This is a genomic window from Pseudomonas sp. NPDC086278 (assembly GCF_050280905.1).
In the GTDB taxonomy this organism is placed as follows: domain Bacteria; phylum Pseudomonadota; class Gammaproteobacteria; order Pseudomonadales; family Pseudomonadaceae; genus Aquipseudomonas.
The window spans coordinates 24,375-43,503 of sequence record NZ_JBNNWE010000051.1; the positions used below are offsets into that span (position 1 = coordinate 24,375).

General features: G+C 59.1%; 17 protein-coding genes and 2 pseudogenes. 10 read left to right on the top strand and 9 right to left on the bottom strand.

Translation table 11 applies throughout. The annotated features are described in order from the left end of the window. Positions 1-52 precede the first annotated feature (52 nt). The 3 genes from ACQKP4_RS16960 to ACQKP4_RS16970 all read right to left on the bottom strand — a co-directional run bounded on the left by ACQKP4_RS16960 (position 53) and on the right by ACQKP4_RS16970 (position 3,190). A complete protein-coding gene (locus ACQKP4_RS16960) occupies positions 53-811 on the bottom strand; it encodes an alpha/beta hydrolase family protein (protein WP_427634815.1) in 759 nt (252 codons plus the stop codon). After that, entirely contained in the window at positions 801-1,910 is a 1,110-nt protein-coding gene (locus ACQKP4_RS16965; RefSeq protein WP_427634816.1) for a DUF3182 family protein, read from the bottom strand. The genes ACQKP4_RS16960 and ACQKP4_RS16965 overlap by 11 nt, the downstream gene beginning before the upstream one ends. A 284-nt stretch (positions 1,911-2,194) precedes the next feature. After that, complete coding sequence (locus tag ACQKP4_RS16970; RefSeq protein WP_427634817.1) at positions 2,195-3,190, bottom strand: GlxA family transcriptional regulator; 996 nt, start codon at positions 3,188-3,190, stop codon at positions 2,195-2,197. 101 nt (positions 3,191-3,291) lie between these two features. On the opposite strand from ACQKP4_RS16970, the gene ACQKP4_RS16975 reads away from it, so the two are divergent. From ACQKP4_RS16975 to ACQKP4_RS17015, 9 genes are all read left to right on the top strand, one after another. Continuing rightward, positions 3,292-3,846, top strand: coding sequence for a cysteine hydrolase family protein (locus tag ACQKP4_RS16975; RefSeq protein ID WP_427634818.1), 555 nt, complete (start codon positions 3,292-3,294; stop codon positions 3,844-3,846). Between the two features lie 281 nt (positions 3,847-4,127). After that, positions 4,128-4,709 carry a YjfI family protein gene (locus ACQKP4_RS16980; protein WP_427634831.1) on the top strand — a complete coding sequence of 194 codons (582 nt, stop codon included), beginning with the start codon at positions 4,128-4,130 and terminating at the stop codon, positions 4,707-4,709. Between the two features lie 24 nt (positions 4,710-4,733). Beyond that, on the top strand, positions 4,734-5,432 hold the full coding sequence (locus tag ACQKP4_RS16985; RefSeq protein WP_427634819.1) for a PspA/IM30 family protein: 699 nt from the start codon (positions 4,734-4,736) through the stop codon (positions 5,430-5,432). Between the two features lie 89 nt (positions 5,433-5,521). Continuing rightward, positions 5,522-6,085: a rhomboid family intramembrane serine protease gene (locus ACQKP4_RS16990; protein WP_427634820.1), complete on the top strand. Its 564-nt coding sequence runs from the start codon at positions 5,522-5,524 to the stop codon at positions 6,083-6,085. 40 nt (positions 6,086-6,125) lie between these two features. Further along, positions 6,126-6,803, top strand: a complete 678-nt coding sequence (locus ACQKP4_RS16995; RefSeq protein WP_427634821.1) for a DUF2491 family protein — start codon at positions 6,126-6,128, stop codon at positions 6,801-6,803. A 14-nt stretch (positions 6,804-6,817) separates the two neighbouring features. Beyond that, the gene (locus ACQKP4_RS17000; protein WP_427634822.1) at positions 6,818-7,246 is read left to right on the top strand and encodes a DUF350 domain-containing protein; all 429 of its coding nucleotides are present in this window, start codon (positions 6,818-6,820) and stop codon (positions 7,244-7,246) included. An 18-nt stretch (positions 7,247-7,264) separates the two neighbouring features. Continuing rightward, positions 7,265-7,978, top strand: coding sequence for a DUF1190 domain-containing protein (locus tag ACQKP4_RS17005; RefSeq protein ID WP_427634823.1), 714 nt, complete (start codon positions 7,265-7,267; stop codon positions 7,976-7,978). Further along, positions 7,978-9,135 carry a glutathionylspermidine synthase family protein gene (locus ACQKP4_RS17010; protein ID WP_427634824.1) on the top strand — a complete coding sequence of 386 codons (1,158 nt, stop codon included), beginning with the start codon at positions 7,978-7,980 and terminating at the stop codon, positions 9,133-9,135. The genes ACQKP4_RS17005 and ACQKP4_RS17010 overlap by 1 nt, the downstream gene beginning before the upstream one ends. Positions 9,136-9,292: 157 nt before the next feature. After that, complete coding sequence (locus tag ACQKP4_RS17015) at positions 9,293-11,497, top strand: OsmC domain/YcaO domain-containing protein (protein WP_427634825.1); 2,205 nt, start codon at positions 9,293-9,295, stop codon at positions 11,495-11,497. Positions 11,498-11,561: 64 nt separating this feature from the next. On the opposite strand, the gene ACQKP4_RS17020 is transcribed toward ACQKP4_RS17015, so the two are convergent. Both ACQKP4_RS17020 and ACQKP4_RS17025 read right to left on the bottom strand, forming a co-directional pair. Further along, positions 11,562-12,086, bottom strand: coding sequence for a single-stranded DNA-binding protein (locus ACQKP4_RS17020; RefSeq protein ID WP_427634826.1), 525 nt, complete (start codon positions 12,084-12,086; stop codon positions 11,562-11,564). A gap of 9 nt (positions 12,087-12,095) precedes the next feature. Then, positions 12,096-13,493, bottom strand: coding sequence for an MFS transporter (locus ACQKP4_RS17025; RefSeq protein ID WP_427634827.1), 1,398 nt, complete (start codon positions 13,491-13,493; stop codon positions 12,096-12,098). Between the two features lie 191 nt (positions 13,494-13,684). Here ACQKP4_RS17025 and uvrA point away from each other — a divergent pair, with 191 nt between their 5' ends. Then, positions 13,685-16,519, top strand: coding sequence for an excinuclease ABC subunit UvrA (gene uvrA, locus ACQKP4_RS17030; RefSeq protein ID WP_427634828.1), 2,835 nt, complete (start codon positions 13,685-13,687; stop codon positions 16,517-16,519). Between the two features lie 77 nt (positions 16,520-16,596). On the opposite strand, the gene bfr is transcribed toward uvrA, so the two are convergent. From bfr to ACQKP4_RS17050, 4 genes and pseudogenes are all read right to left on the bottom strand, one after another. Beyond that, positions 16,597-17,061, bottom strand: coding sequence for a bacterioferritin (gene bfr / locus ACQKP4_RS17035; protein WP_427634829.1), 465 nt, complete (start codon positions 17,059-17,061; stop codon positions 16,597-16,599). A gap of 155 nt (positions 17,062-17,216) precedes the next feature. Further along, positions 17,217-18,665 (bottom strand): catalase, encoded by a 1,449-nt coding sequence (locus tag ACQKP4_RS17040; RefSeq protein WP_427634830.1) that lies wholly within the window; start codon positions 18,663-18,665, stop codon positions 17,217-17,219. A 240-nt stretch (positions 18,666-18,905) separates the two neighbouring features. Continuing rightward, a pseudogene (locus tag ACQKP4_RS17045) lies at positions 18,906-19,037 on the bottom strand (bL17 family ribosomal protein); the annotation flags it as partial. Positions 19,038-19,040: 3 nt separating this feature from the next. Then, positions 19,041-19,129: pseudogene (locus ACQKP4_RS17050) on the bottom strand (hypothetical protein); the annotation flags it as partial.

A 19,129-nucleotide genomic window follows, 5' to 3' on the forward strand; every position in this document is an offset into this window, starting at 1 on the left:
CGATCTAATGTGGGAGCGGGCTTGCTCGCGAATCGTCAGAACGCTGCGAATGTCAGCTGGATTGAATAATGCTCAACCGCTCGCCCACGACCATTTCGGTAATCCAGTCCACCAGAATCGAGGTGTAGGCCTGCTGCGAAACCGGCTCGCTCAGCGCGTGATCGGCGCCGTCGATGATCCGGTGGGTCAGCGAGTGCGTCTGCTGGCACGCCGCGCGGTAACTCATGATCGTGGCGTGCGGGACGTACGCATCCGTCTCCGATTCAACCAGCAAAACATCCCCGGTAAATTGCGAACAGGCATGCAGCGCCCGATTGCTGTCGGCGCGGATCAGCGTGCTGCGGTAATCGCGCAAATCGACTTTGTCCAGATCACGCTTGGGCGTGTGCCATTGCTCGTCGCGGTACAGCGCCGGTACCCGCAGCGCCAGCCAGCGCACCGGGCGCAACGACGTCAGAATCGCGGCCAGGTAACCGCCATAACTGGTGCCGACCACCGCTATCGCCGAGGTGTCGAGCGCCGGGTGCGAGAGCAATCGGTCGTACGCCGCCAGCAGGTCGCGCAGGTTGTCCTCGCGCGTGACGCGGCTCAGCGCAATGCCGGTGCCGCCGGTGTGGCCGCGCAAATCGAAGGTCAGGCACACGCAGCCCAGGCCGGCGATGCCTTTGGCGCGCTCCAGGTCGCGCTCCTGACTGCCGCCCCAACCGTGCACGAACAGCACGCCGGGGACTTTCGATTTGGGGCTGAGAAAAGTCCCGCTCATCTGTTCATCGTCGATGTCGATCTGAATGGTTTCGCTTCTAGCCGTCATAGGATTTGACCGTCACGTACTTGAGAAGAAAGGCGCTGTCTTCCGCCGGCCCGCGGTACACCTCGATGGCGTCCGCCGGCAGCGGTTGATCAATGTAGGTTTCCACCGACGACACACGAATCGCGCGCATCCCCGGATCGTTGACGAAGCTTTGCAGCGCGGCGATTTCGGCGCTGCTGGCGCCGCCCATGCGCCAGGACTGTTCAAGCACACCGCTGCGCTGTTGGCCGGCGCTGTCCAGGCCCTGGGCGATGTCGTAGTTGCGCCGCGAGGCATAGAAACCGGGATAGGCGGCGTCTGCGGCGCTGTCGAACACCTGGGCTTGCTGAATCGCCAGGCGCACATCGTCGGGCAGGTCCAATTCGAGCAAGTCGTGGTAATCGCCCTGCACCACCAGCAGGTTGGAACCGCCGTACACCGGCTTGCCATGGCCGTCTTCGGTCAGATATTGATCACCGCAATAACTGAGTACTTTGTCGCCAAAGAAGCTTTGGCCGACGCTGTGGGTGATGACGTTTTGCAGGTCCTGTTCAAGGACCACGCCTTCGGCAAATAACGCGGGCGCATCGGGTCTGGCGAGGAAGCGGTCGAACTCATCGAGGCTGTTGATCACTTCCTGACCACGCCCGGCGCAGGCATGAATCGGCTTGATACGCATCGGCCCGCTGGAGAGCAAATGCTCCGCCGCCGGCCGCGCATCCTCCAGCGAGAACACGCTGAGACCGTCGAGCACCACGTTACGGGTACGTTCGCCAAACAAGGGTGACCACCCTTCGGGGGCGTGGGCATGTTTGTTGAGTACGCCGTGGCTGATGGCCTTGGTGCAGATGAAATCATGGTCGACGTAACCGCCCCACACATCGTCCGGCCCCTTGACGCCTAATGCCTGGGCGGCCGCCGCGCCGACCAGCGTCTGCGTCGGTAACAGGTACAAATCACGGCCCTTGTGCAACTCGGGGTTATAGCTGCCGCCGTATTTGAACCCCAGGATCTGCGCCAGCCAGCGCGCCAGTGCGCGATTGGTTTCGACTTCGTGCTGTGGCGCTTCGGCGCGGACCGAATGCGCAACCACCAGCCTCTTGCGATTTGTTGGGGTCATGCCTCCCCCTTCAATCTGCGATTTATGAATGTAGTGTCAGGAGTGCAGAGATCAGGCCACTGCAGGCGGAAGATAAACACTAATAAGATCAGTCAATTGCACAAAAAGTGATGGCACTGCGCCTGTTTTATTCTGCACGACATCCCGCATTTTGCACGACGTGGCGACTATCCGGGGTGGGAGCGGGCTTGCTCGCGAAAGCGCTGGGTCAGTGACGTTACCTCGACAGACACACCGACTTCGCGAGCAAGCCCGCTCCCACAGAAGATCTTTGCCAGCACTGACTAACGCGTCCCGGTCGCGCTCGGGGTCACGCCAAACCGTGCCCGGTAATCACTCGGCGCCAGCCCGGTGACTTTCTTGAACGTCGCCCGAAACGCGCTCGGGTCCTGATACCCCACGGTCCAGGCGATGTGATCGATGGTGCCGTTGGTGAACTCAAGCATTTCCCGGGCCTTGCCCACGCGCAGGTGCTGGCAATACTCGGTCGGCTTCAACCCGGTTGCGGCACGGAATCGCCGCAGGAACGTGCGCTCTTCCAGCCCGCCCCGTTCGGCCATCGCCGTCAGCGACACATCGGTGGCGCCGGTGCTTTGCAGCCAATGCTGAACCTTGAGAATCGACGCGTCGCCGTGGCTGAGAATCGGTGAAAAATTGCTGCCGCATTCGCTGGCACTGTCACTGTGTTCCACCACCAGAAACCGCGCGGTGCTGGTGGCAATGCTCGGGCCGAGCAGACGGTCGACCAGGCGCAAACCCAGTTCGGACCAGGCCATCAGCCCGGCGGTGGTGATCAGGTCGCCGTCATCGACAATCGGCGTGTCGGCCTTGAGCTTGATCGCCGGGTAGCGCTCGGCGAAGGCTTTGGTCGAGGTCCAGTGGGTGGTGGCACTGCGACCGTCCAGCAAGCCGCTTTCAGCCAACAGAATCGAACCGACACAGACGCCACCCAGGGTTGCGCCGTTGGCGTGTTGCTGACGAATCCAGCGCAGCAGGGGTTGCGGCGCCTGGCCTGCGGAAAATCCGGCGATCGACGGCGGGATCAACACCGCAACCAACGCCGCATCCGGGGCGGGATGGCTGTCGTAGACGCGCTCGGGCATTTGCTCGCCAACCGCCTGCCAATGGCTGACCCGCAGCAACGGCAATTGCGCAGCCTGATGCTCGGCGGCAATCCGGTTGGCCACACCGAACAGGTCCGTCAAGCCGTGCACCGCCGCCATTTGCGCGCCGGGATAAATCAGCACGCCGAGTTCGACGATTGCCCTTTGTGCGTCCATTGTCAGTTTTCCCCCTTCTATTGTCGGTGCGGCCAATCCTCGGACGGACTGCCAGAGCCAATACTTCATTCCACACCCACTTCCACTTCGAGGAAACAGTCATGACCAAGCAAGCACTCATCGTAGTCGATATCCAAAACGACTACTTCCCCCAGGGCAAGTGGCCGCTGGTGGGCGCCGACGCTGCGGCAGACAACGCAGTCCGCCTGCTCCAGGCCTTTCGCGCCGCCGGTGATCCGGTGGTGCATATCCGCCACGAATTCACCTCCGACGAAGCACCTTTTTTCACTCCGGGATCGGAAGGCGCGAAGCTGCACCCCAAAGTGCTCAACCGTGCCGACGAGCCGGTGGTACTCAAACACTTCGTCAACTCGTTCCGCGAAACCGACCTGAAGTCCATCCTCGACGAGCAAGGCATCGAGGAACTGGTGGTGGTCGGCAGCATGAGCCACATGTGCGTCGACGGCATCACCCGTGCGGCGGCGGACTTCGGCTACAGCGTCACGGTGATTCACGACGCCTGTGCCACTCGCGATCTGGAATTCAACGGCGTCACCGTGCCGGCGGCCCATGTACACGCGGCCTTCATGTCGGCGCTCGGTTTTGCCTATGCAAATGTGGTTTCCGCCGAGGAATTCCTGACAGCCGGCCACTAACGTCGCAACGTATTGATTGAATTCCGAAACGGGCCCGCAGCGTTCAAGCGCTGCGGGCCCTTTTTGCTGGCTCGCCGAAATGTGACAAAAAATCTCACGCGTGAGCTATTGAGAGCACCAAAAATTGCCTGTACTGTCTCTCACGCGTGAGTTTTCACAACGGAGTCAGCATCATGAAAAGCAGCTCTCCATCGAGCCCGCCCACCGGGCCCGACACTGATTCAGCGAGCAGCAAGGGAGAGCGCTCGAAACCCTCGGCGAAAAAACCGTCGAGCTTCTATATGAAGCAGATGCGCGCGGGCCTGGGTGCCGCCGGTTATGTGAAACACGAGACTTGGGTGCTTCCCGAAAACCGAAGCCTGCTCAAGCAGATGGAGAAACAGCTACGTCAGCCGATCCTGGCTGGCTCATTCATGTCGGAGAATTACATGAGCGCAGGTACTAACTGGAACATCGACCGCTTGTTCAGCGCCCTTCAAGCCCTGGACGAAGTGGTTTCCAACGACATCACCCTCTCCCTCGTTCAAGGCTCCGAGTCCAGCATCAAGCTGGAGATGAACGATTTCGGTGGCTTGCCAATTTACATCGCCGTGGTGGGCGATCAGATCATCGTCGATACCGTTCTGGTCGACGTCGAGTCGATCAAAGACGTAGCCGCCTTCAATGATGCCGTTCTGCGCAGCCGGGAAATGTTTCCGCTGTCGTCGATCGGTATCGAGTCCATGCCCAACGGGCAGGTCGTTTACAACATGTTTGGCGCCTTGAGTTCCGACTCGAGCCTGACCAACGTCGTGACCGAGGTCAAAACCCTCGTCGACAACGTGCAGCGCGCCAGCGAAGCCTTTGAACGTTTCTTCCATTAATTTTTCAGGAATAGGGAATATCCAATGACTCAGTCCATTTGGAGCAAATTGTTCACAGCGTTGCGCGGCGGTGCCAGCGAAGTCGGCGAATCGATCGTAGACCAACAGGCCCTGCGCATCCTCGATCAGGAAATTCGCGATGCGGACGGCGCGCTGGCCAACGCCAAGCGTGAGCTGGTGACCATCATGGCCAAGCACAAGCTGTCGGCTGATCGCGTCAGCGAGTACCAGGCCAAGATCAAGGACCTGGAATCCAAAGCCATGGCCGCCATCCAGGCCAATCGTGAAGACCTGGCGATGGAAGTGGCCGAAGCCATTTCGACCCTGACCAACGAGCTGGATGTCGAGCAAAAGCAAGCCACCGAGTTCGGTGGTTACGCCGACAACATGCGCAAAGACATCACCAAGGCCGAAAACCGCATCAAAAGCCTGCGCCAGCAAGTGGACATGGCCAAGGCGCGCGAAAGCGTCCAGAAAGCCCAGGTCAGCGCCTCCATCGCCAGCGGCGGCGCCAACGGCAAACTGGAAACCGCGGTCGGCACACTGAACCGTCTGCAAGCCAAGCAGCAGCAACGCGCCGCTGAACTGAGCGCTCAGGATGAACTGGCCGACGCATCCACCGGCACCGACCTGGAACGCAAGCTTCGCGAGGCCGGCATCACTCCGGACACCGGCAGCGCCAACGCGATTCTGGAACGCCTGAAGAAAAAATCGGCCGAGTAACCGATTGGAATGCCGAATGCATGACCTGTGGGAGCTCGCTCCCACATGGCTTACATGTGTTCAATGATTTTTTGGAGTCGAGGTCGAGGATGGATGCCCTGAAGGGTTTCAAGACAATCGCCGGCGTGGCCCTGTTCATGGTCGCGCTGCAACTGTTCAATGCCGTGACCGGCTACAGCCTCATGGCGTTCGGCCTGGTCCCGAGAACAGTGCATGGATTGTTCGGCATCATCACCTCACCTTTTCTACATGCCTCATTTGCGCACCTGAGCGCCAACCTGATCCCCTTTTTGATCCTCGGCACGCTGGTGATTGTCGAAGGGCTCAACCGGTTCCTGGCCGTCAGCGCCATCATTATTCTGCTGGGCGGCGCGCTGGTCTGGCTGTTCGGTTTTACGGGCGTGCACATCGGCGCCAGCGGCTGGGTATTCGGGCTTTGGGCGTACCTCCTGGCGCGCGCCTGGTTCCGCAAGAGCTGGGGTAACCTGCTCACCGCCGGCGTCGTGGCGCTGTTCTATGGCGGTCTTGTGTTTGGCTTTCTGCCACGCCAGGGCGTGTCCTTTGAAGGGCATATCTTTGGTGCGCTCGCCGGGTTCGTGGCCGCCAAAGTACTTTTATCTGCGCCGCGCAGCAGGTTAAATGCCGCCCGATAGCGCTTCGAACGCGCCTCCACTCGTTTCAAGGAAGTCTCCAATGGGATGGTTTAAACAGTTGCTGGGGCTTGAGGCCCCGAACGCGAATCCAGCGTCGAAATGGACCGCCGACGAAACCCCGCCGCCGGCCACCGGCCCATTGGGTCTGGGGCTGGGCAAAGGCGTGATGTTCGACTCCAGCCTGAGATTGCTGCTCGACGAAAAAACCGCCGTGGCCATCCCCGGCTCCCAGCAGATCTGGAGCAACGGCATCATCGATCTCGGGCAGTCGACCTGGCTGTCGCGCTATTACATGAACGACGAAGACTACTGGCTGCAAGTGCACACTACCGGCGACGTTGCCGGGCAGGTCGAGTCGGTGATTCTGTTCAATTACCTCAGTTACATCACCCTCAACAGTGAAGCCGAGTTGCGCCGGCTGGCCGGCCCGCAAAGCCTGATCGGGCTGCCGACCTACACTCACAACGGTGTCGAATACACCCGCGAATGGGGCACCGAAAATGGTCAGACGGAACTGGTGTCGCTGAGCGAGCAGCTGAAAAATCCGGAAGAGTCCTACAGCATCTCGCACAGTTCGATGCTGTACGCTCGCGAAACCGGGCTGACCGATCGCCGGGAGTTCCTGCTGTTTTCCGTCGAAGAAGACGCTGAAGGCACCATCAGCCTGAGCACTTCGCTGGGCATCTCGCTGTACACCACCGACCTGAACACGTTTTAACAAGGAAGCAGCCCATGCTAGAAGCCCTCTCGATTTCCCTGAACAAAGCCGCCGTGCTCGGGTTTGTGACCTACATTCTGGGCGCCGCCGTGCTGTTTGCGTTGTTCCAGTTCATCTACACCCGCATCACCCCGCACAAGGAATTCGAGCTGATCCGTTCGGGTAACGTCGCGGCGGCCATTGCACTGGGCGGCGCCATCATCGGTTTCGCCATTCCGGCCAGTAACGTGATTGCTTACTCGATCAGCATTCTCGACTTCGTGGTCTGGGCGGTGATCGCAGCCTTCGTGCAACTGCTGGCATTCCTGATGACCAGCCTGGTGCTCAAAGGCACGTCTGAACGCATCAAGAAAGGCGAAATTGCGGCGGGTATTTATGTCGCGGCAGTGGCCATCAGCGTCGGCATGTTGAACGCCGCGTGCATGACCCCTTCCCAGAACTGATCGCGCACGGAGCCCCCGATGAAACGAAGCAAGTACGTTCAGTTGTCGCTGGCAGCGTCGGTCGCCCTGGCGATATCCGGCTGCGGGCCGACGGAAAAAACCTATGCGGTGCAGAAGAAATACAACTTCCAGTCCGTTCAGCAATGTGCCGATGAACAGCTCCCGGTAGACGTCTGCTCCGACGCCTACATGACCGCGATGGCCGAGCATCGGCGCATTGCGCCGGTGTACGACAACCAGGCCGACTGCGACGCCGATTTTGTCGCCGGCTGGTGCCAGCAGGACTCCGCTGGCAAGTTCATTCCCAAACTGGGCGGCTTCGAGCTGACCGCCGATGGCCAGGTGACGCAGTCCCAGGTCGACGCGGCCAAGGCGCAACTGCCCGCCTCGGAAACCAACAGCGGTGGCTCGGGTTTCTCCGGCACCAGCCTGCTGACCGGCCTGCTGATCGGCAACATGCTCAGCAGCAACCGCAACAGCTATTACTCCCAGCCGGTGTACCGCTATCGCGACGATCGCGGCAGCTACGCCAATTCGACGCTCAGCCAGCGGATTGCCAAAGGCTCGACCTTCGGCAAATCCAATCAGGCGCGTTACGGCAGCAGCAATTATGCCGACTCGGTGCGCTCCGCCAGCAAACCGGTGTCCGTGGCCTCCTCCACCTCCCGTGGCGGTTTCGGCAGCAAAGCCAGCGCTCGTAGCGGTTGGGGCGGTGGCGGGTCGAGCAGCTGATGAAGAAAATCCACTGCGCAGAGCGTGATGACTGGAAACAGACTGCCGACAGTCTCGGCTTTCTGTTTCATACCATCGACGGCGAACCCTACTGGGATGAAAGCGCGTATTACCAGTTCACGCTCAAGCAGATCGAAAACGATCTCGAAGATCCGACCACCGAACTCCATGAAATGTGCATGGACCTGGTCGCTCGCGCAGTACAGAGCGAAGAACTGCTGGAGCGCCTGAGCATTCCCGCCGCGTATTTCGACCTGATTCGCAGCTCATGGCTCGAAGGTCACCCGCACCTGTATGGGCGTATGGACTTTTCCTACAACGGCAGCGGCCCCGCCAAGTTGCTGGAACTCAACTACGACACACCGACCAGCCTGTATGAAGCGGCGGCGTTCCAGTGGGGCTGGCTGGAGCAATGCATCGAGCGCGGCCTGCTGCCCAGCCACGCGGACCAGTTCAACAGCATCGACACCAAACTGCACCAGGCTTTCGCTCAATTGCAGCTCAAGCAGCCGTTCTATTTCGCCTCGATGAAAGACTCGGTCGAAGACAAGGGCACCACCGATTATCTGCGGCTGGTCGCGGAAAAGGTCGGCATCGAATCGCGCCATATCGACATCGAAGACATCGGCCTGACCAGTGACGGCCGTTTTGTCGACCTTGAAGATCGCTGGATTCCACACCTGTTCAAGCTGCATGCTTGGGAGTTCATCTTCCACGAGCCGTTTGGTGCTGCCATTGCCCAGAGTGACACGCAGTTTTTCGAGCCGGCCTGGAAGTCGGTCATTTCCAACAAGGGCATCTTGCCGCTGCTGTGGGAATTCAACAAAGGCCATCCGAACCTGCTGGCGGCGCACCTCGATACCGAGCCGAACAAAGCGGTGCCCAAGGGTTGGGTGCGCAAACCGTTCTTCTCGCGCGAAGGCGCCAATATCGAACTGCAAACCGCTGATGGACTGATCGTCAAAGAGGACGGGCCGTACACGGACGCGCCGTTTATCCTTCAGGAGTTCGCGCCGTTACCGCAGTTCGGTGACAGCTTCACGTTGATCGGTTCCTGGGTGATCGGCGATCAGGCGGCCGGGATCGGCGTGCGGGAAGACAATAGTCTGATCACCAAGGATTCGAGCCGGTTTCTGCCGCACCTGATTCTTGATTGACCGATGCATCGCCAACAAAAAGGCCCGTTGCCGTGCATCGGGCCAAGCGCGAAACAGGCGGTAAACCAGGTTCAAGACCCGACAACAACAAGACTTACGACTGAAAAACCGGATAATGGCAGCCACTTCGTCTAGCCCGTTATTCTGGTAATCCCCCATGGAAATCAAGGTCAACTTTCTCGACAACCTGCGACTTGAAGCAAAGTTCGATGACTTCACGGTGGTTGCCGATCAGCCTATCCGCTACAAGGGCGATGGCTCGGCTCCCGGTCCGTTCGATTACTTTCTGGCTTCATCGGCGTTGTGTGCCGCGTATTTCGTGAAGTTGTACTGCGACACTCGCAGTATCCCCACCGAGAACATCCGCCTGTCGCAGAACAACATTGTTGACCCGGAAAACCGCTACAACCAGATTTTCAAGATTCAGGTCGAGTTGCCTGCGGATATTTCCGACAAGGATCGCCAAGGCATCCTGCGCTCCATCGATCGCTGCACCGTGAAGAAAGTGGTGCAGGCCGGGCCTGAATTCGTGATCGAGGAAGTCGAAAACCTCGACGCCGACGCTCAGGCGTTATTGATGCCAGCGTCCGATTCAGCGACGGGCACTTATATCGCGGGCAAAGACCTGCCGCTGGAGCAGACCATTGCCAACATGTCAGCCATTCTGGCGGGCTTGGGCATGAAGATCGAAATCGCTTCGTGGCGCAATATCGTGCCCAACGTGTGGTCGCTGCACATCCGCGATGCGCACTCGCCGATGTGTTTCACCAATGGCAAGGGCGCGACCAAAGAAGGCGCGTTGGCGTCGGCGCTGGGCGAGTTTATCGAGCGACTCAACTGCAACTTCTTCTACAACGACCAGTTCTGGGGCGAAGACATCGCCAACGCGCCGTTCGTGCATTACCCGGACGAGCGCTGGTTCAAGCCTGGCCGCAAAGATGCACTGCCGACTGAAATTCTCGACGAGTACTGCCTGAAGATTTACAACCGCGACGGCGAGCTGCGTGGCTCCCACCTGATTGACACCAACTCGGGCAATGAAGAGCGCGGCATCTGCTCGCTGCCGTTCGTGCGCCAGTCGGACGATGCGGTGGTGTATTTCCCGTCCAACCTGATCGAGAACCTGTTCCTGAGCAACGGCATGAGTGCCGGCAACACGCTCGCCGAAGCCCAGGTCCAGTGCCTGTCAGAGATCTTCGAACGCGCGGTGAAACGCGAAATCATCGAAGGCGAATTTGCCCTGCCGGATGTCCCGGCCGATGTGCTGGCGAAGTATCCCGGGATACTGGCCGGTATTCAGGCGCTGGAAGAGCAAGGCTTCCCCGTGCTGGTGAAAGACGCGTCCCTGGGCGGTGAATTCCCGGTGATGTGCGTCACGCTGATGAACCCGCGTACCGGCGGCGTGTTTGCCTCGTTCGGCGCGCACCCGAGCCTGGAAGTGGCGCTGGAACGCAGCCTGACCGAATTGTTGCAGGGCCGCAGTTTCGAAGGCCTCAACGACCTGCCTCAGCCGACGTTCGAAGGCCATGCGGTGACCGAGCCGAATAACTTCGTCGAACACTTTATCGACTCCAGCGGCGTGGTGTCTTGGCGCTTCTTCAGTGCGAAATCGGATTACGAATTCGTGGAGTGGGACTTTTCCGGCCAGGGTGAAAACTCGAATGCCGAGGAAGCCGCGACCTTGTTCGGCATTCTCGAAGGCATGGGCAAGGAAGTGTACATGGCGGTCTACGAGCATATCGGCGCCAAGGCGTGCCGCATCCTGGTGCCGGACTATTCGGAAATCTATCCGGCTGACGATCTGATCTGGGATAACACCAACAAGGCGCTGTTCTTCCGCGCCGATATCCTGAACCTGCATCGCCTGGACGAAAGCGAACTGCAAGCGCTGGTTGAGCGTCTGGTGGAAAGCGAACTGGACGACTACACCGACATCACCTCCTTGATCGGCATCGAATTTGACGACAATACGGCTTGGGGTCAGCTGACCATCCTGGAACTGAAGCTACTGATCTATCTCGCCTTGCAGCAATTCGAAGAGGCGAAAGAGGCGGTAGAAATGTTCCTGCAATACAACGACAACACCGTTGAGCGTGGCTTGTTCTACCAAGCGGTCAATGTGGTGCTGGAGATGAAGCTGGACGAAGACCTGGAACTGGAAGACTACGAGGCCAATTTCCGCCGGATGTTTGGCAGCGAGCGCACGGATGCCGCCATCGGATCGGTGAACGGCAGCGTACGCTTCCACGGGTTGACGCCGACCAGCATGAAACTGGAGGGGCTCGACAGGCACCTGCGATTGATCGATAGCTACAAGAAACTGCACGCGGCGCGGGCCAATGTGACTGGCTTGTCCAACTAACAGCGCCAATAAAAAAGCGAAGCCAAATGGCTTCGCTTTTTATGTGTTCTGAAAAAGCTGCGGTTCAGAACGGGATATCGTCGTCAAAGTCCGGCATCGAGTCAGGCTGTGGCGCGGCCTGCTGTTGAGGCGGAGCCTGGCGCGACTGTTGCGGTGCCGACTGCTGAGGACGCGGAGCCTGTTGGCGTGGGGCCGGGGCGGACTGCTGGTAGTTATTGCCCCCGCCTTGCTGGTCGCCCTGCTGTGGACGGCCGCCCAGCAGTTGCATGGTGCCTTGCATGTCGACCACGATTTCGGTGGTGTAACGCTTGATACCGTCTTTTTCCCACTCGCGGGTCTGCAACTTGCCTTCGATGTAAACCTGCGAACCTTTACGCAGATATTCGCCGGCGATTTCCGCCACCTTGCCAAACATCGACACACGGTGCCATTCGGTTTTCTCGACCTTCTGACCGGTTTGCTTGTCGGTCCACTGTTCGCTGGTCGCCAGACTCAGGTTGGTCACGGCGTTACCGTTTGGCAGATAGCGAACTTCAGGATCCTGACCGCAAGTGCCGACCAATATGACTTTGTTAACCCCACGGGCCATAACGTTCTCCTAGGCTTCGCACGCTGTCGGGGCCGGGTTGTTCACCAGGCGCTCGAGGGTGGTGCGATCCAATAGTTCGGTGTCCAATTTGATGTAAATCGCTGCTTCATCGGCAACGATCACTGCATCTGTTACCCCTACGACGGCCTTCAGGCGCTCGACCAGACCCGCTTCGCGGATCGCCTCAGGCGACAACGGCAAGCGCAGGCTCGTCACATAGGGAGGTTCGCGCATGGTAACAGCAAAGGCCAGCCAGAGGGCAGCCAGACCGGCGCAACCCAGGAACACAATCGACAGACCGCCGTGCTGGAACATCCAGCCGCCGAGAATCCCGCCCAATGCCGATCCGAGGAACTGACTGGTGGAATAAACCCCCATCGCCGTGCCTTTGCCACCTGCCGGTGAAACCTTGCTGATCAACGACGGCAAGGAAGCTTCCAGCAAGTTGAACGCGGTAAAGAACACCACCGTCCCGATCACCAGAGCCCGCAAGCTATCGCCGAACTGCCAGAAGAATAGCTCAGTGAGCATCAGCGTCAGCACCGCGCCCAATAAAACTCGTTTCATTTTGCGTTTCTTCTCGCCGTAAATGATGAACGGGATCATGGCGAAGAAGGAAATCAGCAACGCAGTCAGGTACACCCACCAGTGCTGTTCTTTGGGCAAACCGGCTTTTTCAACCAGTGCCAGCGGCAATGCAACGAAGCTCGACATCAACATCGCGTGCAACACAAAAATGCCCAGGTCCAGGCGCAGCAAGTCCGGGTGCTTGAGCGTCGGCATCAGCGCCTGACGGGCGACGCCGGATTCGCGGTGCTGCAACGGCCCGGTGGATTTCGGCACCATGAACATCACGATCACAATGCCGAACAGCGCCATGCCGCCGGTGGCCAGGAACAGGCCCGACAGGCCGAAGGCGCGGGTCAGCAGAGGCCCCACCACCATGGCGACGGCGAACGAGAGCCCGATGGTCATGCCGATCATGGCCATGGCCTTGGTCCGATGCTGTTCACGGGTCAGGTCCGACAGCAACGCCATGACTGCTGCGGAAATCGCCCCGGCACCTTGCAGGATTCGCCCGGCGATGACGCCCCAGATCGAATCGGCATTGGCCGCCAATACGCTACCGAGTGCAAACACGATCAATCCCAGGTAAATCACCGGGCGCCGACCGATGCGGTCGGAAATGATCCCGAACGGAATCTGAAAAATCGCCTGGGTCAGGCCATAAGCGCCAATCGCCAGCCCGATAAGGGCCGGGGTCGCTCCAGCCAGATCCATCCCATAGGTCGCCAATACCGGCAACACCATGAACATGCCAAGCATACGGAAGGCGAACACCAGGGCCAGACCGCTTGCTGCGCGGGTCTCACTGCCACTCATGCGTTCGCTGTGGGGATCGTGCATGGAAAAACCTCATGTGAACCGGCGGCGATTCTACCAGTCCCATCGATTGACGGGGTATATCGCGACGCTTTGACGCGCTCCGCTGACAGACTCTTCATGTAAGACGTTGACCCGCTCGTTTGATAGTGTGCATCCATCCAGTATTTGGCCGTATACTCCTACGTTTTCGACGCCCGCCAAGCGAGGCCACTTTGGACAAGATCCTGATTCGTGGGGCCCGAACCCACAACCTGAAGAACATCGACCTGACCCTGCCACGGGACAAACTGATCGTCATCACCGGCTTGTCCGGGTCCGGCAAATCGTCCCTGGCCTTTGACACGCTGTACGCCGAAGGCCAGCGCCGCTATGTCGAATCGCTGTCGGCCTATGCCCGGCAGTTTTTGTCGATGATGGAAAAGCCTGACGTCGACACCATCGAAGGTTTGTCGCCCGCCATTTCCATCGAACAGAAGTCGACCTCGCACAACCCGCGCTCGACGGTCGGCACCATCACCGAAATCTACGACTACCTGCGCCTGCTTTATGCGCGCGTCGGTATTCCGCGCTGCCCGGACCACGATATTCCGCTGGAAGCGCAGACTGTCAGCCAGATGGTCGACCTGGTCCTCGCGCAGCCGGAGGGCAGCAAGCTGATGCTGCTGGCGCCGGTAATCCGCGAGCGCAAAGGCGAACACCTCTCGGTCTTCGAAGAACTGCGCGCCCAAGGGTTTGTGCGGGCACGGGTCAACGGCAGGCTGTGCGAGCTGGACGAACTGCCAAAGCTGGATAAACAGAAAAAGCATTCGATCGATGTCGTGGTCGACCGCTTCAAGGTGCGCGCCGACCTGCAACAGCGCCTGGCCGAGTCGTTCGAGACCGCGCTGAAACTCGCCGATGGCATTGCGCTGGTTGCGCCGATGGATGACGAGCCGGGTGAAGAGATGATCTTCTCCGCACGTTTCGCTTGCCCGATTTGCGGCCACGCCATCAGCGAACTCGAACCCAAGCTGTTCTCCTTCAACAACCCGGCCGGCGCCTGCCCGACGTGCGACGGCCTGGGCGTGAAGCAATTCTTCGACATCAAGCGACTGGTCAATGGCGAACTGACGCTGGCCGAGGGCGCGATCCGCGGCTGGGACCGGCGCAACGTCTATTACTTCCAGATGCTCGGGTCGCTGGCCTTCCACTACAAGTTCAGCCTCGAAGTGCCATTCAACGAACTCCCGGCCGACCAGCAGAAGTTCATCCTGCATGGCAGCGGTTCGCAGAACGTCGATTTCAAATACCTGAACGACCGCGGCGACATCGTCAAACGCTCGCACCCGTTCGAAGGCATCGTGCCGAACCTGGAACGTCGCTACCGCGAAACCGAGTCGGCTTCGGTACGCGAAGAGCTGGCCAAGTTCCTCAGCACCCAGCCTTGCCCGGATTGCCGTGGCACGCGTTTGCGTCGTGAGGCGCGGCACGTCTGGGTCGGCGAGAAAACACTGCCGGCGGTGACCAATCTGCCGATCGGCGATGCTTGCGAATATTTTGGCGTGCTGAAGCTGACAGGTCGTCGCGGCGAAATTGCCGACAAGATCCTCAAGGAAATCCGTGAGCGCCTGCAGTTCCTGGTCAACGTCGGCCTCGACTATTTGTCGCTGGATCGCAGCGCAGACACGCTGTCTGGCGGCGAAGCCCAGCGAATTCGCCTGGCCAGCCAGATTGGCGCCGGGCTGGTGGGCGTTCTGTACATCCTCGACGAACCGTCGATTGGTTTGCACCAGCGCGACAACGACCGACTGCTCGGAACACTGAAACACCTGCGTGATATCGGCAACACGGTGATCGTGGTCGAGCACGACGAAGACGCGATCCGTCTGGCGGATTATGTGGTGGATATTGGTCCGGGCGCGGGCGTGCACGGCGGGCATATTGTCGCCGAAGGTACACCGGCCGAGGTCATGGCTCACCCGGACTCGTTGACCGGCAAGTATTTGTCGGGCCGCGTGAAGATCGCGGTGCCGGCCAAACGCACACCGCGCAACAAAAAACTGTCGCTGTCCCTGAAAGGCGCCCGCGGCAACAACTTGCGCAACGTTGACCTGGAGATTCCGATTGGGCTGCTGACGTGCGTCACTGGCGTCTCCGGCTCGGGCAAATCCACGCTGATCAACAACACGCTGTTTCCTTTGAGCGCTACGGCACTCAACGGCGCAACCACGCTGGAAGCCGCGGCGCACGACAGCATCAAGGGGCTTGAGCATCTGGATAAGGTGGTCGATATCGACCAGAGCCCGATCGGGCGGACGCCGCGCTCCAACCCAGCGACCTACACCGGGCTGTTCACGCCGATCCGTGAGTTGTTCGCTGGCGTGCCGGAGTCCCGTTCCCGTGGTTATGGCCCGGGGCGCTTCTCCTTCAACGTCAAAGGTGGACGCTGCGAAGCCTGCCAGGGCGATGGCCTGATCAAGGTGGAAATGCACTTCCTGCCGGACATCTATGTGCCGTGCGATGTTTGCAAGAGCAAGCGCTACAACCGTGAAACCCTTGAGATCAAGTACAAGGGCAAGAGCATCCACGAAACTCTCGAGATGACCATCGAGGAAGCCCGGGTGTTCTTCGATGCGGTTCCGGCGCTGGCACGCAAGCTTCAGACGTTGATGGACGTCGGCCTGTCGTACATCAAGCTGGGCCAATCAGCGACCACGTTGTCCGGCGGTGAAGCGCAGCGGGTGAAGTTGTCCCGCGAGCTGTCCAAGCGCGACACCGGCAAGACCCTGTACATCCTCGACGAACCGACCACCGGCCTGCACTTCGCGGATATACAGCAACTGCTCGACGTACTGCATCGACTGCGTGACCACGGCAACACGGTGGTGGTGATCGAGCACAACCTGGACGTAATCAAAACCGCCGACTGGTTGGTCGACCTGGGGCCGGAAGGCGGCTCCAAAGGCGGACAGATCATTGCAGTTGGCACACCGGAAGAAGTCTCCGAGATGAAGCAGTCACACACGGGCTTCTACCTCAAGCCGCTGCTGGCTCGCGATAAGGCCTGAATCAGGCCCATGAAAAAGCCCCTGTCACTTCATCAGTGACAGGGGCTTTTTTGTCTCTCTGTGGCAGCAGAGCGGGATCAGAACTGCGATTGCAGGTAGTTTTCCAGACCGATCAGTTTGATCAGACCCAACTGCTTCTCAAGCCAGTAAGTGTGATCTTCTTCCGTATCGTTCAGCTGAATACGCAAAATCTCGCGGCTGACGTAGTCTTTGTGCAACTCACAGAGCTCGATACCCTTGCAGAGTGCAGCACGGACTTTGTACTCAAGGCGTAGATCGGCAGCGAGCATGTGCGGAACCGTTCTCCCCACATCCAGGTCATCCGGCCGCATACGCGGAGTGCCTTCGAGCATCAGGATTCGGCGCATCAAGGCGTCAGCGTGTTGCGCCTCTTCTTCCATCTCGTGGTTGATACGTTCGTAGAGCTCGGTAAAACCCCAGTCCTCGTACATCCGCGAATGGATGAAATATTGATCACGTGCGGCCAGCTCGCCGGTCAGCAACGTGTTGAGGTAATCGATTACGTCTGGGTGACCTTGCATCGCCCTACATCTCCCTGCTTGAAAGTTTGTAGTTTGAACCAACAAGACTGTTTGGTCACGCCGATTGCGCGATAAAAGCGAAGATATTCTGAGAAAAGTGGTTTAAATAACGCAAAAACCGCCCAAATGAGGGCGGTTCTGCTTCTCGTTTAGACTTAGTTAAGCTGTACGCCCAACGCCTTTGCGATTGCTTCTCCGTACGCCGGGTCAGCGCGGAAGAAGTGCTGCAGTTGACGGTCAACCACGTCGCCGGAAACCCCGGCCATCGCGCCGGCAATGTTGTTGATCAGCAGGGTTTTCTGCTCATCATTCATCAAGCGGAACAGCGCACCGGCATGGCTGTAGTAATCGGTATCTTCGCGATGATCGTAGCGATCAGCCGCACCGCTCAGGGCCAACGCAGGCTCGGCATAACGCGGCGCTTGTTTTGGCGACTCCACGTAGCTGTTCGGCTCGTAGTTGGGTGTTGCACCGCCATTGCTGCCGAATGCCATGGAACCGTCGCGCTGATAGCTGTAGACCGGGTTACGTGGCGCGTTCACCGGCAGTTGCTGGTGATTAGTGCCGACACGGTAGCGGTGCGCGTCAGCGTAAGCGAACACACGGCCTTGCAGCATGCGATCCGGCGACAGCCCCACACCCGGAACCATGTTGCTCGGACCGAATGCCGCTTGCTCCACTTCCGCGAAGTAGTTCTGAGGATTGCGGTTGAGCTCCAACTCACCGACTTCGATCAACGGAAATTCTTTCTGCGACCAAGTCTTGGTGACGTCGAACGGGTTCTCGTAATGCGCCGCGGCCTGGGCCTCGGTCATGATCTGAATGCACACGCGCCATTTCGGGAAGTCACCGCGTTCGATCGCACCGAACAGGTCGCGCTGAGCGTAATCCGGATCAGTGCCGGCCAAGCGTGCAGCCTCTGCCGGCGCAAGGTTCTTGATGCCTTGTTGGGTCTTGTAGTGCCATTTCACCCAGTGGCGCTCACCTTTGGCGCTGATAAGGCTGTAGGTGTGGCTGCCGAAGCCATGCATGTGGCGGTAGCCGTCGGGAATGCCACGATCCGAGAACAGGATGGTGACCTGGTGCAGCGCTTCTGGAGAGTGCGACCAGAAGTCCCACATCATCTGTGCGCTTTTCAGGTTGCTTTGCGGCAGGCGCTTTTGGGTGTGGATAAAGTCAGGGAATTTCAGCGGATCGCGAATGAAGAACACCGGGGTGTTGTTGCCAACGATGTCCCAGTTACCTTCTTCGGTATAAAACTTGAGAGCGAAACCTCGAGGGTCGCGTTCGGTATCAGCCGAACCGCGCTCGCCGCCTACGGTGGAAAACCGCAGAAAGGTTGGGGTTTGCTTGCCGACGGACTCGAAGAGCTTGGCGCTGGTGTATTCGGTGATGTCGCGGGTCACGGTAAACGTGCCGTAAGCACCCGAGCCTTTGGCATGCACACGACGCTCAGGGATGTTTTCACGGTTGAAGTGGGCAAGCTTCTCGATCAGATGAAAATCGTCGAGCAACAACGGGCCACGAGGACCTGCGGAGCGTGAATTCTGGTTGTCGGCGACAGGAGCGCCACTGGCGGTCGTAAGCGTTTTGTTTTGGCTCATGCGATCTTCTTCCTCTGTCAGTTTTTGAACTGCCGGCTAATCGGCGTGGGACGGAGTATCGACCATTGATCAGGAAGGCTACAAATTCATTAACTTTCAGAGATCAATAGAAAAATACTACCAACAATCCCGCTCGCATCATGACGGCATCAATTACAGGGAAGCTTGTATGAACAGCGCGTGTCTTACAGACACAAAAAACCGGGCACTAGGCCCGGTTTTTCGTTTCAGACTGACGTCTTACTCAGCGGATACAGCTTCACCGCCAGCAGGACGATCAACCAACTCGACGTACGCCATAGGCGCGTTGTCGCCAGTGCGGAAACCGCACTTGAGGATGCGCAGGTAGCCACCCTCACGGGTAGCGTAACGCTATCCCTTGTCGGTCTGCGCGAGCGTGAGAAAGGCATCGCACATCGGGGCCGAACAGAACCACTTGTGGCCCACCAATTCGTAGGCCTGCC